At 35.1% G+C, this 18,350-nt stretch carries 22 protein-coding genes; 13 read left to right on the top strand and 9 right to left on the bottom strand.

Annotated features, from left to right (window positions below):
• Positions 1 to 4 precede the first annotated feature (4 nt).
• Entirely contained in the window at positions 5 to 673 is a 669-nt protein-coding gene (locus WBM60_RS09280) for a uracil-DNA glycosylase family protein (RefSeq protein WP_424259273.1), read from the bottom strand.
• A 131-nt stretch (positions 674 to 804) separates the two neighbouring features.
• On the opposite strand from WBM60_RS09280, the gene WBM60_RS09275 reads away from it, so the two are divergent.
• Entirely contained in the window at positions 805 to 933 is a 129-nt protein-coding gene (locus tag WBM60_RS09275; RefSeq protein ID WP_299164771.1) for a 30S ribosomal protein THX, read from the top strand.
• On the opposite strand, the gene WBM60_RS09270 is transcribed toward WBM60_RS09275, so the two are convergent.
• From WBM60_RS09270 to WBM60_RS09255, 4 genes are all read right to left on the bottom strand, one after another.
• On the bottom strand, positions 930 to 1,295 hold the full coding sequence (locus WBM60_RS09270) for a hypothetical protein (protein ID WP_299164701.1): 366 nt from the start codon (positions 1,293 to 1,295) through the stop codon (positions 930 to 932). The genes WBM60_RS09275 and WBM60_RS09270 overlap by 4 nt on opposite strands.
• Before the next feature lie 57 nt (positions 1,296 to 1,352).
• A complete protein-coding gene (yaaA, locus tag WBM60_RS09265) occupies positions 1,353 to 2,114 on the bottom strand; it encodes a peroxide stress protein YaaA (protein WP_424259272.1) in 762 nt (253 codons plus the stop codon).
• A gap of 96 nt (positions 2,115 to 2,210) precedes the next feature.
• Complete coding sequence (locus WBM60_RS09260) at positions 2,211 to 3,236, bottom strand: RluA family pseudouridine synthase (protein ID WP_424259271.1); 1,026 nt, start codon at positions 3,234 to 3,236, stop codon at positions 2,211 to 2,213.
• A gap of 3 nt (positions 3,237 to 3,239) precedes the next feature.
• Positions 3,240 to 3,827: a PASTA domain-containing protein gene (locus WBM60_RS09255; protein ID WP_424259270.1), complete on the bottom strand. Its 588-nt coding sequence runs from the start codon at positions 3,825 to 3,827 to the stop codon at positions 3,240 to 3,242.
• Between the two features lie 108 nt (positions 3,828 to 3,935).
• Between WBM60_RS09255 and WBM60_RS09250 the strand changes: the two genes are divergently transcribed.
• The 4 genes from WBM60_RS09250 to WBM60_RS09235 all read left to right on the top strand — a co-directional run bounded on the left by WBM60_RS09250 (position 3,936) and on the right by WBM60_RS09235 (position 8,641).
• On the top strand, positions 3,936 to 4,910 hold the full coding sequence (locus WBM60_RS09250) for a D-alanine--D-alanine ligase (RefSeq protein WP_424259269.1): 975 nt from the start codon (positions 3,936 to 3,938) through the stop codon (positions 4,908 to 4,910).
• Between the two features lie 35 nt (positions 4,911 to 4,945).
• Complete coding sequence (gene coaD / locus WBM60_RS09245; protein WP_424259268.1) at positions 4,946 to 5,401, top strand: pantetheine-phosphate adenylyltransferase; 456 nt, start codon at positions 4,946 to 4,948, stop codon at positions 5,399 to 5,401.
• Positions 5,402 to 5,595: 194 nt separating this feature from the next.
• Positions 5,596 to 8,250, top strand: a complete 2,655-nt coding sequence (locus tag WBM60_RS09240) for a PAS domain S-box protein (protein WP_424259267.1) — start codon at positions 5,596 to 5,598, stop codon at positions 8,248 to 8,250.
• Positions 8,237 to 8,641 carry a response regulator gene (locus tag WBM60_RS09235; protein WP_424259266.1) on the top strand — a complete coding sequence of 135 codons (405 nt, stop codon included), beginning with the start codon at positions 8,237 to 8,239 and terminating at the stop codon, positions 8,639 to 8,641. The genes WBM60_RS09240 and WBM60_RS09235 overlap by 14 nt, the downstream gene beginning before the upstream one ends.
• A gap of 334 nt (positions 8,642 to 8,975) precedes the next feature.
• Here the strand turns inward: WBM60_RS09235 and WBM60_RS09230 are convergent, their stop codons facing one another.
• On the bottom strand, positions 8,976 to 9,563 hold the full coding sequence (locus tag WBM60_RS09230) for an NUDIX hydrolase (RefSeq protein ID WP_424259265.1): 588 nt from the start codon (positions 9,561 to 9,563) through the stop codon (positions 8,976 to 8,978).
• A 7-nt stretch (positions 9,564 to 9,570) separates the two neighbouring features.
• Between WBM60_RS09230 and pyrE the strand changes: the two genes are divergently transcribed.
• Both pyrE and WBM60_RS09220 read left to right on the top strand, forming a co-directional pair.
• Positions 9,571 to 10,212, top strand: a complete 642-nt coding sequence (pyrE, locus tag WBM60_RS09225; protein ID WP_424259264.1) for an orotate phosphoribosyltransferase — start codon at positions 9,571 to 9,573, stop codon at positions 10,210 to 10,212.
• 4 nt (positions 10,213 to 10,216) lie between these two features.
• A complete protein-coding gene (locus tag WBM60_RS09220; protein WP_424259263.1) occupies positions 10,217 to 10,609 on the top strand; it encodes an SRPBCC family protein in 393 nt (130 codons plus the stop codon).
• A gap of 30 nt (positions 10,610 to 10,639) precedes the next feature.
• On the opposite strand, the gene WBM60_RS09215 is transcribed toward WBM60_RS09220, so the two are convergent.
• On the bottom strand, positions 10,640 to 11,371 hold the full coding sequence (locus WBM60_RS09215) for a biotin--[acetyl-CoA-carboxylase] ligase (RefSeq protein ID WP_424259262.1): 732 nt from the start codon (positions 11,369 to 11,371) through the stop codon (positions 10,640 to 10,642).
• A 94-nt stretch (positions 11,372 to 11,465) separates the two neighbouring features.
• Here WBM60_RS09215 and rsfS point away from each other — a divergent pair, with 94 nt between their 5' ends.
• The 6 genes from rsfS to WBM60_RS09185 are packed head-to-tail and all read left to right on the top strand — an operon-like array spanning position 11,466 to position 16,234.
• Positions 11,466 to 11,843, top strand: coding sequence for a ribosome silencing factor (rsfS, locus tag WBM60_RS09210; protein ID WP_299164720.1), 378 nt, complete (start codon positions 11,466 to 11,468; stop codon positions 11,841 to 11,843).
• 9 nt (positions 11,844 to 11,852) lie between these two features.
• Positions 11,853 to 13,847 (top strand): ATP-dependent zinc metalloprotease FtsH, encoded by a 1,995-nt coding sequence (gene ftsH, locus WBM60_RS09205; protein ID WP_424259261.1) that lies wholly within the window; start codon positions 11,853 to 11,855, stop codon positions 13,845 to 13,847.
• Positions 13,848 to 13,903: 56 nt separating this feature from the next.
• A complete protein-coding gene (locus WBM60_RS09200) occupies positions 13,904 to 14,515 on the top strand; it encodes an LUD domain-containing protein (protein WP_424282995.1) in 612 nt (203 codons plus the stop codon).
• A 1-nt stretch (position 14,516) separates the two neighbouring features.
• A complete protein-coding gene (locus tag WBM60_RS09195) occupies positions 14,517 to 15,320 on the top strand; it encodes a phosphatidate cytidylyltransferase (RefSeq protein WP_424259259.1) in 804 nt (267 codons plus the stop codon).
• Positions 15,310 to 15,978, top strand: coding sequence for a phosphatidylserine decarboxylase family protein (locus WBM60_RS09190; protein ID WP_424282994.1), 669 nt, complete (start codon positions 15,310 to 15,312; stop codon positions 15,976 to 15,978). Before WBM60_RS09195 ends, WBM60_RS09190 begins: the two co-directional genes overlap by 11 nt.
• The gene (locus WBM60_RS09185; RefSeq protein ID WP_424259257.1) at positions 15,968 to 16,234 is read left to right on the top strand and encodes an acyl-CoA-binding protein; all 267 of its coding nucleotides are present in this window, start codon (positions 15,968 to 15,970) and stop codon (positions 16,232 to 16,234) included. Before WBM60_RS09190 ends, WBM60_RS09185 begins: the two co-directional genes overlap by 11 nt.
• A 6-nt stretch (positions 16,235 to 16,240) precedes the next feature.
• Here WBM60_RS09185 and WBM60_RS09180 read toward each other — a convergent pair whose 3' ends face one another.
• Both WBM60_RS09180 and WBM60_RS09175 read right to left on the bottom strand, forming a co-directional pair.
• Positions 16,241 to 17,008 (bottom strand): creatininase family protein, encoded by a 768-nt coding sequence (locus WBM60_RS09180; protein WP_424259256.1) that lies wholly within the window; start codon positions 17,006 to 17,008, stop codon positions 16,241 to 16,243.
• 3 nt (positions 17,009 to 17,011) lie between these two features.
• Positions 17,012 to 18,286, bottom strand: a complete 1,275-nt coding sequence (locus WBM60_RS09175) for a sterol desaturase family protein (protein WP_424276760.1) — start codon at positions 18,284 to 18,286, stop codon at positions 17,012 to 17,014.
• Between the last annotated feature and the right edge of the window lie 64 nt (positions 18,287 to 18,350).

Below are 18,350 nucleotides of genomic sequence, written 5' to 3'. Positions count from 1 at the left end.
GATTTTACTGTTTAAAAAAAGTACGGTATTGATCTACTCTGTAATGCAATGTTGTATACTCAGGATTCAACGCCTTTATCTTTTTATATGAAACAAAACTACCAACAGCTCTATTGGCAGAACCGGAAGGAGCTGTTAAGGATACCGTTCTGATGGTTCTTTTTAAATTCCCAGGAAGTGTAAACTTATGTACCCGCGGAATCTCTTCAGAAATTGGCTCCAATCTCAAACCATGTGCCTTGATATGCTTTCTAAAGAAATATTCCGGTCCATTTTTGCTATTTCCTCCGGTAAACAATAACCATTCTACCTTGTTGTATTTATGTAAATGGGCAATAAGGTTCCTAAGGGTAACATTCTTCATACCCAAGTCGGAGGCATCTACTTTTGTTCGTTCTGCACTTTGAACAATATCGCAGATTCCTATTTTTTGTTCAGTTAAAAAATCCTTACGTTGTTTTACGGCCTCACTGGTCGTTTCGTATTTTAAATTCAATCCAAAAATTTGATTCAAAATAGGCCATAACTGACCATCCCTGCTCCCATAACAAAAATCGACATCTCCTTCCCTCAAATCGCCAGTCGTAAATCTAGGAGGTGGCAGGGTCCCCACTATGAGTTTTGTGGCATCATCAAATAAAAAAGGTTGATAAGGATGGGTATGTAAAAACAATTTGAATTTTAATTATCGCTGATTTCTATATAATCTTCCAAAGTTATAAAGATAGTATTTTGCAAAAAGGGAAAACGGTAGATTGTTTTATAGTGCTAATTTTTGTACTTTAAGTGAAATATATAATACTTATGGGTAAAGGGGATATAAAAACCAAAAGAGGAAAAATTTCCAATAAATCATACGGAGCCCGAAGACCGAAAAAGTCAAAGGCAAAAGTCGTGGTTGTAAAGAAAAAAAAGACTAAAGGCAAAACCTAGTCAACAACAAACTGCAGACCAACTTCTCCTTCTTCATTTATACTTAATTTATAGGTATAAAACCCAATGGGAAGTTCCGTTTCACCAACAAAATCAATTGGCTGTAGGACATAGATGTCCTCTCCGGATTTGATTTCAACAAAGGCGTATTGATAAGCCAACTCATATACCAAATAATTTGAATAATCGCCGGGGGCTACATTTGTATATATTTCCTCATTAGTGCCTACCTGTACCTCATCAAAATTGATATTACTATCATTCTTGATGCGGATATTAACAGTATCTACATTATCATCCCTGTCAGTGCAGCTAAATGTAAACACTAAAAAGGCGAGTAATACAAAACCAAAATTTTTCATTGCAAGTTGTTTATCGATAAAACTTCATATTATAAACGTTTGCTTCAGAAAAATATTCTATCGAATAAAAACAGGTTGGTTTTCTTTTAAAGTGTGTTCTTTACTGTAGATATATTCGTCCAGATTAAATCCCTTTATGTCTTCAAGAGTTTTTGCATCCGTGTCCAGTATATAACGTACCATGGAACCCCGGGCTTTTTTAGCGAAGAAACTAATTACTTTGAGCTTATCGTTTTTCCAATCCTTGAATACAGGAGTTATTACATTGGTTTTTAATTTTTTTTCATCCACAGCGCCAAAATACTCATTACTGGCGAGATTAATAAAAAGCTCTCCATCTTCCAATTCATCGTTTAAAAAGTCAGTCACACTCTGTTTCCAAAAGTCATAAAGATTCTTTTTTCGACCAATTTTTAATTGTGTTCCCATCTCTAAACGATAGGGCTGAATAAGGTCAAGAGGTTTTAAAACGCCATATAAACCCGAAAGGATTCGAAGTGTGTCCTGCAACTTTTCTAAGTTATTCTCAGAAATACTGTATGCATCTAATCCCTGATAAACATCACCATTGAAAGCATATATGGCAGGGCGGGCATTTTCCGGGGTGAAAGGCAGCGAAAACTTTTGGTTGCGTTCCCAGTTTAATTCAGCCAGGTCATTTGAAATACTCATTAATTTGGAAAGGGACTTGGGGTTTTTCTTGGCCAATACCTTTATTAATTTTTCCGACTGCTCCAGAAACGCTGGTTGTGTATATTTTACCGTGGGTATTGGACGTTCAAAATCTAGCGACTTGGCAGGAGAAAGCACAATCTTCATATTTCAAAATTTTAAGATAAAAGTAAAGAGGATTTTTGGGAATTCCTTAAAAAGTATGAAAGGACTTATCAATACCCCTATCAACGAAATTTATTGCTATTGAGAATGCCGCGAATAATGCCTCCACTTCTCAATGCAATTGGCCATGTCATCAGGCAATTCACTATCAAAGCGCATCATTTTTCCACTTACCGGATGTACAAATCCAAGGGTCTTGGCATGCAAAGCCTGTCTTGGCAGGATTTTAAAAGCATTTTCTACAAACTGTTTGTATTTGGTAAAGGTAGTTCCCTTTAATATTTTATTCCCCCCATAGCGTTCATCATTAAAAATAGTATGCCCTATATATTTCATGTGTACCCGAATCTGGTGTGTCCTTCCGGTCTCCAGTTTACATGAAACCAGAGTTACATATCCCAAACGTTCTAAAACTTTAAAATGTGTAATTGCATCTTTTCCTTTATCACCCTCAGGAAAAACTTGCATTTGAAGTCGGTTTTTTGGATTACGGTCAATATGTCCTTTGATGGTGCCTTCGTCTGCTTCTATATTCCCCCAAACCAGTGCGATATATTCTCTCTCGCTGGTTTTATCAAAAAATTGTTTTGCCAAATGAGTCATGGCCATATCTGTTTTGGCAATTACCAATAATCCGGAAGTATCTTTATCGATACGATGAACCAGACCCGGCCTTTCGTCAGAATTTACAGGTAAGCTTTTTATGTGATGTAATAAGGCATTAATTAAGGTGCCGGAATAATTACCATGCCCCGGATGCACTACCATTCCGGCAGGTTTGTTTACAACCAGAAGACATTCATCTTCATAGACAATATTCAAAGGGATATCTTCGGGAGTTAACAAAAACTCATAAGGCGGGTGTTCAAAAAACACTTTAACCTCATCCCCTGCTTTTACTTTGTAATTTTGTTTTACAACAGATTCATTAACCCATATATGGCCTTCCTTTGCAGCTAATTGAATTTTATTCCGAGTTGCATTTTCTATAAAATTCATTAAAAACTTATCTACCCGTAAGGGTTCCTGCCCTTTGGAAGCAACAAAATTATAATGCTCATAAAGATCATCCTCTTCAGGATCTGAAGTATTGTTAAGTGCCATTTCCTATTCCGAATCGGCTTTGACTTTCGCCTGGCCAGTTATTGTTCCGTTTCCGCAGACCAGTTCAATTTTTGAAGTTTTTTGTATTTTGTCACCAGGATTGATAGTCTTACCCTTAAATCTAATATAGTATACCATATCCTTTCCCAACTCATCAATATAAGTGACACGCTCAACATCTAATCCAACAGCCCGGAGCATTGACCCTGCATTACGCTGAGTAACCTGAATAATATTTGGTACCGTTACTTTTTTATAACCGGAAGGATTAACAGTAATATATATTTTTCTATTTTCTTTTACCTTATTCCCTGCAGGGGGATCCTGTTCAATTATAGAAAACCTGGGATATTCGGGATTAAAATTGGCTGAATCCAATACTTCATATCGTAAATTGGCATCCTCAATTATATCTCTCATTTCCATTACAGATAACTTTGATAAATCCGGAACCTCAACAAATTCTCCATGGTTAGTTGATTTTTTTAACCATTGCAGGGCAAATACGCATAAAACAACTATTACAATAAAAGCAAGCCCTATATTGAACAGAAAAACTTTACTTCTAAGAAAATTCCAAAAATTCTTCATTGCTTTTTTTATATGTGATACAAATATAGGAAACCCTATCATTTTTTATTTACGTTAAAATCGTGATATTTGTCTAAACAGCTTAAGAGTTTATATATAAAACATTAAATGAAAAAGAATATTGCCATTATTATGGGGGGCTATTCCAGTGAGTATAAGATCTCAATTAAGAGTGGTAATGTGGTTTTTAAATATTTAGACAAGCAGAAATTTAATGCCTATCGTATCTTAATTTCCAAAGAAAAATGGGTTTGCCTGGATGAAAACGAAGATGAAACAATCGTAAACAGGCATGATTTTTCTGTGAAAATTCAGAATCAACTTGTCCTTTTTGATTGCGTATTTAACGCAATTCATGGTACTCCTGGCGAAGATGGATTAATGCAGGCCTATTTCGCCCTTTTAGGAATTCCTCAAACTTCATGTAGTCATTATCAGGCAGCCCTGACATTTAATAAAAGAGATTTACTAAGTACACTTAAACCTTATGGTATTAAAGCAGCAACTTCTTATTATCTGAATTTGGGTGACGCTATTGATCATTTCGCCATTGTAGAGAAAGTTGGCCTTCCCTGTTTTGTAAAGGCAAATAAAGCAGGAAGCAGTTTTGGAATCTCCAAAGTATATAAGAAAGAAGATTTACCAGCAGCAATTGACAAGGCATTTCTTGAGGATGATGAGATTATTATTGAATCTTTTCTCAACGGTACTGAAGTATCTGTTGGGGTCTTAACCTTTAAAGGTAAAACTATGGTTTTGCCTTTGACTGAAATTATAACAGATAATGATTTTTTTGATTATGAAGCAAAATACGAAGGAAAATCAGAGGAAATCACCCCTGCCCGTTTAACAAAAACTCAGGAAGAAAATATAAGATATCAGGCCAAAAAAGCGTATGAAGTTTTAAAAATGAAAGGTTTTTCCAGAAGCGAATTTATTTTTATTGGCAACGAGCCTTACATGTTAGAGATGAATACAACTCCCGGCTTAACAGAAGAGAGTATCTTACCTCAACAGGCTCAAATAGCAGGTATAAGTTTACCGGAACTTTTTGAAAACGCCATAAATGAAGCATTGAAGTAAATTGAGTACATTTAACATGTAAACCAAGAAACCTAATGAAGCGTGCTATTTTTCCAGGTTCTTTTGACCCGATTACCCTGGGTCATTCTGATATTATTGAAAGGGGAATATGCCTATTCGATGAACTAATAATAGCTATTGGAATAAATGCTGAAAAAAAATATATGTTCTCTCTGGAAGAACGGATGTCCTTTATTTCAGAAGCTTTTAAAGACGAACCAAAGATCAAAATTATGACCTATGAAGGCCTGACAATAGATTTTTGTAAGAAAGTAAATGCAGCATATATTCTTCGCGGTCTGCGAAACCCGGCAGATTTTGAGTTTGAAAAGGCAATAGCTCATACTAATAGAAAGCTTTCAGACATTGAGACAGTTTTTTTGCTTACCGCTTCCGGCAAATCCTTTATCAGCTCATCTATTGTAAGAGATGTAATTAGAAATGGAGGAGATTATAGTGTTTTAGTGCCAAGTACCGTTAAATTATCATGATTTTCATCGATTAGCGCCCCCTGTTTATTTTGCTGCGGGCTTTTTCTTTTTTTTTATTTAATGCATCTGATTTCCTAAAATATTCTATTTTAGTAGGATATTACTTACTTTTAATGTTATTTTATCGTGTACTCCATGTAAAATTGAAGTCACACAACGAGTTTGGACTAGTTCACAACAATCATTGACAATTGATGGAAAATCGGATTACTTTAGTAAGAAATTACGGTAGTATGTTGCGTGAAACCCAAACATCTTCTAATGATTACCTTATAAAACAGTTACCAGTTTCAACGGTATTTGTGAATAAAAAATTCAAAATAATCCATACTTCAGATAAATGGATTACTTACTTTGATTTTACAAACAGGGATGTAATCGGCTTGTCGCTATTTGAACTCTTTGAGGATATCAGCAAATCCTGGAAAAAAGATCTCAATAATGTAATTAAAGGCAAAGCCATGCTTTCTGGCGTAGAAAATTTTTATGATGCTCAAAAAAATGAAAAATGGTTTGAGTATGTAAATGTTCCCTGGTATGATGAGAAGGAAAATATTATTGGCGTCATTATCCAGACAAAGGATATTTCTGATACAATTTTTGATGATATTAAACTGGAAAAGCTTGAAATTTTACTTAGAGATAAATCCGAAATTTCAAAAATTGGAAGTTGGGAGTATGATGCAGTCCAGGACAAATTATCCTGGTGTAATATAACCAAAAGAATTCATGAAGTATCTGAAGATTTTGTGCCAGATATTGAAAGTGGTATAAAATTTTATAAGGAAGGTTATAGCAGGAATACAATAGCCATGGCAGTTGATAAAGCTATAACAAAAGGGATAGCCTGGAATGAAACCTTACAATTGATCACAGCAAAAGGAAAAGAAATCTCCGTTATAGCGGCTGGAAAACCTGTTTTTAAAGATGATAAGTTTTTGGGAGTTATAGGTACGTTCAAAGATATTACGGATGAAGTATTGAAAAAGGTAAAAACAGAAGAACAAGAGCGTATTTTCAGTAGTATTTTTAATTCTTCTTATCAGTTTACTGGTATTTTAGATACCGAAGGTACTTTCCTGGAGGTTAACGACACTGCTTTACAATTTTCAGACCTTAGGCAAGAGGATATAATTAATAAAAAGTTTTGGGACGCTTACTGGTGGCCAATTCCGGATATGGTAAAAGAAGGGTTAAAGCAGGTGATAGCTGCTGCTGCCCAAGGAGAGTTTATGCGGAGTGAGATAGTAGTTCTGGATAAAAATAAACAACCTGTCCCTGTAGATTTCAGTTTAAAACCCATTTACAACGAAAATGATAAAGTAGTATCTCTTTTAGCCGAGGGTCGTATGATTAAAGAAATGGTTGAAGCCCGACAGAAGTTGAAAATAAGTGAACAGAAATTTAGGTCCTTATATGAATTGTCTCCAATTGCCTATATACTTAGCGATTTTGAAACCGGAGAGATACTGGATTTTAACAATACCTTTGAAACGGCTACAGGCTATTGTAAAGAAGACATGACTAGTTTAAGGTACGCGGATATTATACCAGATTCGTCCAAGCATAAATTAACCAATTTCTTAAAGGAAGTTGATTCAATAGGTGCCTATGGTCCTTTTGAACATATGTTTGTTAAAAAGGATGGAATGAGTTATCCTGTTTTAATAAGTGGATCATTAGTGGGAAATAAAAAGGGGAGAAAATTACTTTGGTCTACTGCGCAGGACATCTCCGAAGTAAAGAAAAAAGAAAAACAAATTAGAGAAGAACAAAAACTTTTGAAGACATTAATAGATAATTTACCCCTTAATGTTTATATAAAAGATCTGGAATCCAGGAAAATTTTAGTTAATAAATCAGAATTAATTTATTGTGGGTTTAAGGAAGAATCAGAAGTTTTAGGTAAAAGTGATTATGAGTTTTACGATGAAAAATCCGCCTTAATTTCCAGAGAAGAAGATCTAAGGGTTATCAATAGTATGATTCCAATTTTGAGAAAAGAAACAATAAGTGTAAAGAAGGATGGAAGTATAACTAAATTTATGACTTCAAAAATTCCACTTATTGGCCCTGATGGTAAAGCTAGCGGTCTGATAGGTATAAGCATGGATATTTCTGATCTTAAACAGAAGGAGCAGGAACTTAGAGACCTCATAAATGTTACTTCTATTCAAAACAAACAATTAATCAATTTTGCTCATATTGTATCGCATAATTTAAGATCTCATACAGCAAATTTTTCTATGTTACTGGAGTTTCTGGTTGATGAAGAAGATGCGAATGAACAGGAGAATATAGTAAAAATGCTTACTGAGGCATCCGATAACTTATTGGAAACCCTGGACAATCTAAATGAAGTTGTGGCCATTAGTACCAATATAAATCTAGATAAAAAACCGGTTAATTTAAATAAGAAAATTGCAGCTGCGGAGAAAAATTTAGCGGCATTTCTTAAAAAGAACAAGGCAAAAATCATCAATGAAATACCCGATGAGACTTATATTAAAGTAATACCCGCTTATATTGACAGCATAATTATGAACTTCATAACCAATGCTGTAAAGTATAAGGACGATAGCCGCGATCCGGTCATTAAATTAACGGTATCTGAAAATGAAAAATATACTATTTTAAGTATAGAAGATAACGGACTTGGTATTGATTTGAATAAATATGGCGAAAAATTATTTGGAATGTATAAAACTTTCCATGATAATTCAGATGCTCGGGGCATTGGGTTATATATTACCAAAAATCAAGTTGAGGCCATGAATGGGAAGATTATGGCTTGCAGTGAAGTGGGTAAGGGAACGACGTTTAACATATATTTTAATGATAAAGCTTAAATCAATTGCTATAATAGATGATGATCCAATAACCGTATTCGGCATAAAAAAGATGCTTAGTGCCTTAAATGTAAGCGAGAACATAAATAGTTATGTAAATGGGAAAGAGGCAATTGATGATTTTAAAAGAATTATTCAAAATAAAGAAGAAGTCCCTGAGGTTATATTTTTGGATATAAATATGCCTATAATGGATGGATGGCAATTTCTTGAGGAATTTATAACACTGCCCATTACACATAAAATAAGAATCAATATTTTAACTTCGTCTATAGATCCCGCCGATAGGGAAAACTGGAAATTCTATATGACCAGGACGCACCACATCATAGATTACAAAAACAAACCCATACAAAAGAAGGAAATTGAAGAGATTACGAAGGCGGCTTAAATTATAAGCCGGAATTTTGTTTAATTTTGATAAGGTATTTATCAGAATTTATATTTCCAAATTTCATGAAGCGCTTCTTGGTACTTCTTTTATTTTAGAAACTATCGAACTTGCCGTAGTAGATTCCTTTTTTTTGGAGGTTTTTTTTATCCTATTTTACAGCAAAAGAAGGATTCTCGCACTTTGTATTCGAAGATCTTGCCATAGAAATAATAAAAAATAATGATCATCTACGCGAAAGTTTTGAATTAAAAAAAGAGACGGATGAAGCCTCACATTTGCGATATCCTGTATATCCATGCCCTAAGGATACATTTAAACCAGTAAAACAAAACTAATCTGCAAATAGTGATCTTATATTGGTGTAAGAATTTTCCAGGGCCTTATGAATTTTCTGTGGTCCTTTCCATTTTACTTTTTCTATACCCTCATTTTTTTGACCAACTAACTTTCCCTTGTAAGCCGTTTGCATAGCGTACCAATGCACTTCCTTCAGCTTGTAGATGCCATTTTTTTTAAAAATATGGTACGTTGTCCGCAGAAAGTTTTCAATCTTTAACCCTTTAACCCCTGTTTCTTCCTCAACTTCTCTGAGTGCACATTCTTCAATAGATTCCCCTTTTTCAAGTTTTCCTTTGGGCAGGTCCCATTTGTCATTCCTGTATATAAAAAGAACTTTACCCTTTTTATTGGTCACCACACCACCTCCGGCAATTTCCATTGGAATTTTTTTTGTAAACTTTTTTAAAATTTCCTCGTGGTTGGGATGATAGATAAATGCTCTGTCCATCTTTTTTTTTGCCAACGCATCTATGGCGTCATTAATGGCTTCCCCATTCAGCATAAAGTATTGACCATTTACGGTATCAGATAGTTTGTTTGTTAAAATCAAAGGGGCATCTTTAACAAAAACTTTATACATTTGTGAAATGGTTTTAGATAAGAACACTGCGTCAAAAACAGCCGAGCTCCTACTGCAAATTAATGCAATTAAGTTGAAACCAGAAAATCCTTTTACATGGGCCTCCGGATGGAAATCTCCAATTTATTGTGACAACAGGATAATCCTGTCTTTTCCTGACATCAGAAATTACATAAGAGAACAAATTGCAAAACAACTTGTCGACTTATATGGGAAACCAGATATAATTGCCGGTGTGGCTACGGGTGCAATTGGTATTGGGATGCTTGTTGCAGACTATCTGGGGTTGCCTTTTATTTATGTAAGACCGGAAGCCAAGTCACATGGGAGACAAAATCAAATTGAAGGGCAGTTGTCAGCTAATCAGACTGTTGTAGTTATTGAAGATCTCATAAGCACTGGTAAAAGTAGCCTAAATGCAGTAGAAGCTTTAAAACAAAATGGGGCCGTCGTAAAAGGTATGTTAGCAATTTTTACATACGGTTTTAGTATCTCCGAAGAGAATTTTAGAGATAAAGAGATAGAACTTCATACGCTTAGTAATTATCAATACCTTATAGAGCAAGCTTCTTCCAGCAAACATATTAAGGAGGACCAATTAAAAACACTAATTGAATGGAGAAATAATCCTTCAACCTGGAAATCATGAAATCATGGAAATACAAACTGAAAAGAAAGCCGTCTCAAAAAACATAAAGGATGTATATGAATTTGTTATAGATCTTAAAAATTTTGAGCAATTAATGCCCGATAGCATTGATAAATTTGAAGTTATAGACAAAGACACTTTCTTATTTGCTCTTAAAGGGATGCCGCAAATAGTACTCAAAAGAAAAAATCAACAACCTTTTAACCAACTGGTATTAGGAGCTGCCAGTGAAAAGTTACCTTTTACACTTACCATCGATATCGATTCTAATAACGATAGTGAAACAGAAGTTGGGTTGAGTTTTGAAGGAGAGTTTAATTCAATGATGGCTATGATGATAAAAACCCCTATTACTAATTTTATGAATGCCTTATCAGATAATTTGAGTAAAATTTAATATTCATTTACATAGTCTATCCAATACGTTTTAGTGCAACAGCTCCAATTCCTTAAAGGCATATTCCTTTAAAATAGAATCTTCCAATTCCACTACTAAATTACCTCCTTTAGAGATTCCACGTATATAGCCTGTAAACATCTTGGAATCCCGGTCCTTGAAAGTAGACGGTTTGTCCATCCTGAAGAGTAACTTTTCATACTGCTTGCGCATAGCAGGAACTTTTCCAGATTCAAAATCATTAAAAAGTATTTTAAGATTAAGTACTAAGGATGTGAGCACTTCATCAAGATTAAACGTCTTACCCTTAATTTTTTTTAACGATGATGCTTTTTTTAAATTTCCGAATTCTAGTTGATTGACATTCAATCCAAATCCAATTATAGAAGACTGAATTCTATTATTCTTTAAATTATTTTCTATTAGAATACCACATATCTTAAAATTACCTGACAGAATGTCGTTAGGCCATTTAACTCGTAAATTTGGTATAAATAAGTTTTTAAGTGTATTGTAAACCGCTAATGAAGTAATTATATTTAACAAAAATTGTTCTTGAATCTGGTAGTTTTTAAAATACTTTAAAACGCTAAAAGTTAGGTTTTTACCTGCTTCGGATTCCCATTGAGTCCCCATTTGCCCACGACCATTCAACTGCTGATTCGCAGTAACAATTGTAAAATCTTCCAGCTTCTTTGAATGCATTAACTTTTTCAGGTAGGTGTTTGTCGAATCCGTGGCATCAAGTTTGATCCTTTCCATATAGGCGTGTTCGTTTTTGATCTACAATGTTATGTTAAAAACAATAGCTAAGAAAACAAAAAAACAATAACTTTGTACAAATTAAAATTATTGAATGCAGAAAAGGAAAGCGAGTGCAGATGAGTTAATTACCTTAATCTTAGATGGAATAGAAGAAGTTAAAGGACTCGAGATAAATGTACTTGACCTAAGGGAAATAGAGAATACTGTTTGTGACTACTTTATAATTTGTAATGGCACTTCTAATACGCATGTTAATGCGATAGTAAATTCAATCCAAAAAACAGTAAGTAAGGCATTAAAAGACAAACCATGGCATGTTGAAGGATCTGAAAATGCAGAATGGGTATTGTTAGACTATGTAAACGTAGTTGTTCATGTATTTCAAAAACATATACGAGAATTTTATGACGTGGAGGGGCTTTGGGGAGACGCTAAAGTCACAATGGTAGAAAGTAGTTTTAATCAGTAAAAAAAGACAATGGCAAAAGACAATAATACCCCACAAAAGAAACCTAAATTCAGCTCTTGGTGGATTTATGGCTTGATTGCAATATTCTTAATTGGTTTCCAATTCTTTAGCAGCGACAATCTGGCCTCAACAAAGAAAACAACTACTTCTGAGCTACAGGAATACCTTAGAAATGGAGATATCACCAAGATATTGATTATCACCAACACCAATCAGGCTAAAGTTTTCCTGTCTGATGAAGCACTTTCCAAGGATGTACATAAAGATGTATCTGAAAAGCCTTTGTTTCCTTCAACGGGCTCTATACCCCAATATGTATTGGATTATGGGGATTTGCAAATTTTTCAGAATGAAATAACCGAAATAAAAAAGGAGAATAACTTAGATACCATAGTAGAATTTGATAAAGAGTCTAATGTCTTTATGGAGTTGTTGTTATCTATTCTGCCATTTGTACTGATTATTGGTATATGGATTTATCTTATGCGCAGAATGTCGGGAGGTGCCGGTGGAGGTGCCGGTGGTCAGATATTTAATATCGGAAAATCCAAGGCAAAATTGTTTGATGAAAAAACCGATACAAGAACTTCCTTCAGGGATGTTGCGGGCTTGGAAGGGGCTAAAGAAGAAGTAGAAGAAATAGTAGAATTCTTAAAGTTCCCTGATAAGTATACTTCCTTAGGTGGTAAAATTCCTAAAGGAGCACTTTTGGTTGGGCCTCCCGGTACTGGGAAAACATTACTTGCAAAAGCAGTTGCAGGAGAAGCAAAAGTTCCTTTCTTCTCATTATCCGGATCGGACTTTGTTGAAATGTTTGTTGGGGTAGGTGCATCAAGGGTTAGGGATCTATTTAAGCAGGCGAAGGACAAATCTCCCGCAATTATTTTTATCGATGAAATTGATGCAATAGGACGGGCAAGAGGTAAAAACAATTTCACCGGATCTAATGATGAACGTGAAAACACCTTGAACCAGTTATTAACCGAAATGGATGGTTTTGGCACAAATACAAATGTAATTGTATTGGCTGCCACCAACAGAGCTGATGTATTGGATAAAGCTTTGATGCGTGCCGGTAGATTTGACAGACAGATTTATGTAGATCTTCCGGATATTCGGGAAAGAAAGGAAATATTTGAAGTACATCTTAGACCAATAAAAACTTCTGAGACACTTGATCTTGATTTTCTGGCCAGACAAACTCCGGGATTTTCGGGAGCAGATATAGCCAACGTCTGTAATGAAGCTGCACTTATTGCAGCCCGTAAAGAAAAAAAGGCAGTCGGCAAACAAGACTTCCTTGATGCAGTAGACAGAATTGTCGGTGGACTTGAAAAAAAGAATAAAATCATTACCCCGGAAGAGAAAAGGACTATTGCCTATCATGAGGCTGGCCATGCCACTGTAAGCTGGATGCTGGAACATGCTGCGCCCTTAGTGAAAGTTACAATAGTGCCAAGAGGTCAATCTCTGGGTTCAGCATGGTATTTGCCCGAAGAACGCCTTATAGTTCGTCCTGATCAGATGAAAGACGAAATGTGCGCTACTTTGGGAGGCAGGGCCGCTGAAAAAGTGATGTTTGATAAAATATCTACTGGTGCTCTAAGTGATTTGGAAAAAGTAACCAAACAGGCCCGTGCAATGGTAACTATTTATGGACTTAATGACCAAATAGGAAATCTTACTTACTACGACTCATCTGGTCAGAACGAATACGGATTTACCAAGCCTTACAGTGAAGAAACTGCGCAGGTTATTGATCAGGAAATTTCTAAGTTAATTGAAGAGCAGTATAGACGAGCTGTTGACGTACTGAAAAAAAATAAAGATAAACTTACAACCTTGGCTGAACGCTTATTGGAAAAAGAAGTTATCTTTAAAGAGGATTTACTTAAAATTTTTGGCAGTCGCCCTTTTGAAAAAGTTTTTGATAAAAAAGGTCAGGAAATAGTTTCTGCTGATACTCTTACTCCTGAAGAATCTGCTGAAGAAAATAATAAGTAATTCTAGGTGTTGTTTTTTTAAGTGATTCGAGCTTTATTTGAAGATTAAATATATCGATGGGTCTATTTGACAAGCTATTTGGTGGTGGTAAAAAGAAAGTTTCCAAAGAAACAGTGGAAACCAGAGGTATGCATATGCCCGACCTAAATATCCCTGTTGATGAGAAGTTTACTATTCATTTTAAAAAGAATGGTGGTAAATTCATTTATTGCGATTCTTTTGATGAAGTTTCAGAAGCTTTAAAAAATATAATTGAGGAAAATCATTGGGAGGAACTTCCTTTCTTTGTAATGAATCCCCGCTTAGAAGAAAAATTTTCTAAAGCCAATTTAAGGTTTACAAATAAAGCAAACGATAGTGAAATTTTCTTTACTACTTGTGAACATTTGGTTGCCCAAAACGGATCTATTTTAGTTTGCTCAAACCAGCTTAAAGAAAAGAAACTTAACGAAGTGCCCGACAATGTCATTGTTTTCGCCACAACCAGTCAGTTAGTAGATACTATTGGAGAGGGTTTAAAAACAATCAAAAAAAAATACAGACAAGGTATTCCGGCAAATATTACTACTATTAAACATTTTCAAAGTACTGAAGAAAATGCCAAGGATTTTCTAACCTACGGTAGCAGTACAAAGCACTTGTACTTATTACTTATGGAAGACCTTTAGTATGAAAGAACTTCTTAGGCGATTATTGACCGGAGCTGTTTATGTAATTCTACTTCTTTCTGCCGTTTTTCTTAGTTCAGATGCATTTGACTTTCTTTTTATGGTTTTTGGTCTGGCATGTTTGTATGAATATAAAAGATTGGTAGCCCTCAGGGGATACTATATTTTTATAGCCTATCTAGGGCTGTGGTGGGCTTATATTTATCTTATAGATGATAAAATTTTGATCAATGTGCTCATGTTTCTGACCATCATTGTGAACTTTAGTTTGCTTTACTACCTATTTTCTAAAAAGAAAAAAATCTATTATAATTACGAAAAATTTATTGCAGGTCTTTTCTATGTTGGTGGCGGATGTATTTTTTTGACTATGATCCCATATAAGGATAATGAATTTGCTAAATACCTTATTATGGGGATTTTTATATTAATTTGGGTTAATGATTCATTTGCCTATATTGTAGGTAAGACATTGGGGCGTACAAAACTATATCCGGCGGTATCACCTAAAAAAACTATTGAAGGAAGCCTGGGAGGCTTGGTTTTCACTTTGGGAGCCGCCTATATTATGGCAATATATGAAGATATTGTAAACCCGACACAATGGGTTATTCTAGCCGGAGTCATTGTTGTAACCGGGAGTTTGGGAGACCTTATTGAATCTAAATTAAAAAGACAGGCGGGTGTTAAAGATAGTGGCGCCATTTTACCAGGACATGGCGGTATGTTAGATCGCTTGGATAGCCTGATATTTGCTGCCCCATTTGCCTATTTAACTTTAATGTTGTTTTCATATGTTTCATAGAGAAGGCCAGAAAATTATATTAACAACTTTTTTTAGTGTTGGTATTGCTATTGTATTGGCTCACTTTTATATAGTTGAACCCTGGTTACAGTATACAGTTCAAATTTTAGCTTTAATCATTTTAATTCTTATTCTCCAGTTTTTTAGAAACCCAAAGAGAGTTATTAATAAAAATTTTAATGATATACTGGCTCCTGTTGACGGTAAAGTAGTTGTTATAGAGGAAGTAGATGAGGAAGAATATTTTAATGATAAACGCATACAAGTTTCCATATTTATGTCACCAACCAATGTGCATATAACCCGGTATCCTTCTAGTGGGGTTATTAAATACTCTAAATATCACCCAGGTAAATATCTTGTTGCCTGGCATCCAAAATCAAGTGAAGAAAATGAACGAACCACTGTGGTAATTCGTACTCCAAAATTTGGGGATATTCTCTACAGACAAATAGCAGGAGCAATGGCAAGGCGTATTATAAATTATGCAGAGGTAGGAGAAAACGTTCAACAGGGTGAAGATTCGGGCTTTATTAAATTCGGGTCCAGGGTAGATGTATTATTACCATTAGACAGTGCAATCACCGTAAAATTAAACCAGAAAGTTGTCGGTGCCCAAACCTGCATTGCCACAACTCCGCATAAGGATGAAAAGTGATAAATTATATAGCGAATTTTTAGAAGCCGTGAAGCTGGTAAATGACTATAAGAAGCCTTTACCTGCTGACTTGTTATTAAAGTTGTATGCCTATTATAAAATTGCTAATAAAAACTACAATAATCCTGGAAGTAAGACCCCATTAATAAATGCATTTAAGGCTAATGCCTTGATTCAGGCACAGAATATTGATCGTAAAGAAGCTATGGACCTATATGTAAATTTGGTTCAAAAGGAGATCGTTAACAAAAAATAAGGACTATTATTCATATAGATCTTTACAATCGGCTTTGCATAAATCATAAATTAGATTTCCTATTTTTAAAGATATATCTTCAAAGAATCGCCTGCCTTTTTCCTGGGTTGCAAGTTCGGGGTTCCCAACTCCGGTATCCTCGCTTATCTCTGACCATTTTCGCTCTGCCCATACCCAACCCTCTGTAAATGCCTTGATCTTAAAACTTTTAGATTTACCAGTGCCCCATTTTTCTTTTGGTAATACCAGTTCAGGTTTGAGATATAACATAAGACTTGTCTCCATTTCTTCAGCATGATCTCCTTCATTTTCAAAATAATCTGACCTATTCATGGTCTGAAACCAATTGGAGAAGCAAATAAACATATCCGGATATTTTAATCCTAATTCTCTAACCAAGGGCTTAAAATTATTTCCGCCATGGCTATTAAAGATCAGAAGTTTGTATATCCCCTGACGATTAAGGGTCTCTATAATATCCTTTAAGATGGCCAGTTGAGTAGTGGGATTAAGATTTATATCAAGATATATATCAGATTGCCCTGTATTTACACCAAACGGAATTGTCGGTAAAACAATGGGCTTTGCTCCCTTTTCCCATGCAATTTTTGCAGCAGCAGCGGCAATATAATCAGCCTCATAAATATCTGTGGCATAAGGTAAATGATAATTATGTGCTTCCGTAGCTCCCCAAGGCAATATAGCCAGTTCAAAATCGGCGTCCTTGATGGTTTCCCAGTTAGATTCAGCAAGTATGTATGGCCTTATACCCATAATTTATTCTTTTAAAACCGCTTTGGCAGTTAATGATTCTCTTTCCATATAGGTAAAATAAATACCTCCAATAATTGTAATAACAAAATACATCGCAACAAAATACCCTCCCCCTGTAACCTGGGAATTAATACCAAACCAATCTCCTGTCCTGAAAACTAGAAAAAGTCCAAGCACTCCTCGACATAATTCTATCCATACAGCAATTTTGCTTCTATCCATAAGCGTAGTATAGCCATATATTCCCATAAACACAAAGGCTCCAAATAAAAGCAGGCCATTAAAGCCAATTTCCGAATAGTTATAAAACATAAAGAGTAATAATATTAAAGTAGCTAACATTTGAAAGATTACATACCCTTTAAAAGCAAAAGAAGCCTTTGTCCGATACCGTTGAAAATGATATACATCTTGAATAATATCTAATGGATAATTCTCTTTAACATCAGCCGGTCGCCACCCTGTAGGCATAAACCAAATTCTTACTTTATCCCAATAGTTCTCCGTACGCCAGGCATCTTTAATTAAGTGCCAAATATGCTGAAAATTAATAAGGAGCGGATTCCAGGTTCGAGCTGGTTTCAAAACTCCATATTGGGGAGGCACCTCTGCCAGTTCTTCCTGAAAAGTACCAAACAAACGGTCCCATATGCATAATACCTGACCCAGGTTTTTATCAATATATTCCGGATTTATTGCATGATGAACCCGATGTTGAGACGGTGTAACAATTATATATTCTAACCAGCCCATTTTCCTTATGTGCTGTGTGTGATACCAAAATTGAGCAAAAAGATGGATGGGTGCCAGAATTGCAATAACCTTTGTTGGAACCCCAAGAACTGCCGCAGGTATCAAAAATAGAGGGAAATAACCTATTAAATTAGAAACTGACTGTCGCAAGGCGCATGCTAAATTAAATTCTTCACTGCTGTGGTGAATAACATGTTGATTCCAAAAAAAGTTAATGTGATGGCTTAGGCGGTGATTCCAATAGCCTGCAAAATCGATAACAATAAAGGCAACAACCCATACTAACCAGCTGGCTTTGATTTCTGTTAGTGCAAGGTGTTCCAATAAATAAGGATAACTTACAATTATGACCCCCAAACCAAGGGAATCCTTCAAAATATTAGTAAGACCTGAACTAATACTACTTACAGTATCCAGAACCTTGTGTTTTTGATTTTTAACAAAGTATCCATAGAGTATTTCTATACCCAATAAAAATATAAAAAAGGGAATGGCATAAAGGAGTGCAGTTGCGTAAGATTCCATTTAAAAAATATGCTTCACTCAAAGATAGAAAAATTCATCAATTAGAGGTAATGTGCAAATGATA

It is taken from the genome of Eudoraea sp., assembly GCF_049669105.1.
In the GTDB taxonomy this organism is placed as follows: domain Bacteria; phylum Bacteroidota; class Bacteroidia; order Flavobacteriales; family Flavobacteriaceae; genus Eudoraea.
Note: the sequence above shows the minus strand (reverse complement) of the source record. Positions and strands in the feature narration are given on the sequence as shown.

What these genes read in the sequence shown, in the direction of transcription:
- WBM60_RS09275 (WP_299164771.1), top strand. Translation starts at nt 805, where the DNA reads ATGGGTAAAGGGGATATAAAAACCAAAAGAGGAAAAATTTCCAATAAA.
- WBM60_RS09270 (WP_299164701.1), bottom strand. Translation starts at nt 1,295, where the DNA reads ATGAAAAATTTTGGTTTTGTATTACTCGCCTTTTTAGTGTTTACATTT.
- yaaA (WP_424259272.1), bottom strand. Translation starts at nt 2,114, where the DNA reads ATGAAGATTGTGCTTTCTCCTGCCAAGTCGCTAGATTTTGAACGTCCA.
- WBM60_RS09260 (WP_424259271.1), bottom strand. Translation starts at nt 3,236, where the DNA reads ATGGCACTTAACAATACTTCAGATCCTGAAGAGGATGATCTTTATGAG.
- WBM60_RS09255 (WP_424259270.1), bottom strand. Translation starts at nt 3,827, where the DNA reads ATGAAGAATTTTTGGAATTTTCTTAGAAGTAAAGTTTTTCTGTTCAAT.
- WBM60_RS09250 (WP_424259269.1), top strand. Translation starts at nt 3,936, where the DNA reads ATGAAAAAGAATATTGCCATTATTATGGGGGGCTATTCCAGTGAGTAT.
- coaD (WP_424259268.1), top strand. Translation starts at nt 4,946, where the DNA reads ATGAAGCGTGCTATTTTTCCAGGTTCTTTTGACCCGATTACCCTGGGT.
- WBM60_RS09240 (WP_424259267.1), top strand. Translation starts at nt 5,596, where the DNA reads ATGGAAAATCGGATTACTTTAGTAAGAAATTACGGTAGTATGTTGCGT.
- WBM60_RS09235 (WP_424259266.1), top strand. Translation starts at nt 8,237, where the DNA reads ATGATAAAGCTTAAATCAATTGCTATAATAGATGATGATCCAATAACC.
- WBM60_RS09230 (WP_424259265.1), bottom strand. Translation starts at nt 9,563, where the DNA reads ATGTATAAAGTTTTTGTTAAAGATGCCCCTTTGATTTTAACAAACAAA.
- pyrE (WP_424259264.1), top strand. Translation starts at nt 9,571, where the DNA reads ATGGTTTTAGATAAGAACACTGCGTCAAAAACAGCCGAGCTCCTACTG.
- WBM60_RS09220 (WP_424259263.1), top strand. Translation starts at nt 10,217, where the DNA reads ATGGAAATACAAACTGAAAAGAAAGCCGTCTCAAAAAACATAAAGGAT.
- WBM60_RS09215 (WP_424259262.1), bottom strand. Translation starts at nt 11,371, where the DNA reads ATGGAAAGGATCAAACTTGATGCCACGGATTCGACAAACACCTACCTG.
- rsfS (WP_299164720.1), top strand. Translation starts at nt 11,466, where the DNA reads ATGCAGAAAAGGAAAGCGAGTGCAGATGAGTTAATTACCTTAATCTTA.
- ftsH (WP_424259261.1), top strand. Translation starts at nt 11,853, where the DNA reads ATGGCAAAAGACAATAATACCCCACAAAAGAAACCTAAATTCAGCTCT.
- WBM60_RS09200 (WP_424282995.1), top strand. Translation starts at nt 13,904, where the DNA reads ATGGGTCTATTTGACAAGCTATTTGGTGGTGGTAAAAAGAAAGTTTCC.
- WBM60_RS09195 (WP_424259259.1), top strand. Translation starts at nt 14,517, where the DNA reads ATGAAAGAACTTCTTAGGCGATTATTGACCGGAGCTGTTTATGTAATT.
- WBM60_RS09190 (WP_424282994.1), top strand. Translation starts at nt 15,310, where the DNA reads ATGTTTCATAGAGAAGGCCAGAAAATTATATTAACAACTTTTTTTAGT.
- WBM60_RS09185 (WP_424259257.1), top strand. Translation starts at nt 15,968, where the DNA reads ATGAAAAGTGATAAATTATATAGCGAATTTTTAGAAGCCGTGAAGCTG.
- WBM60_RS09180 (WP_424259256.1), bottom strand. Translation starts at nt 17,008, where the DNA reads ATGGGTATAAGGCCATACATACTTGCTGAATCTAACTGGGAAACCATC.
- WBM60_RS09175 (WP_424276760.1), bottom strand. Translation starts at nt 18,286, where the DNA reads ATGGAATCTTACGCAACTGCACTCCTTTATGCCATTCCCTTTTTTATA.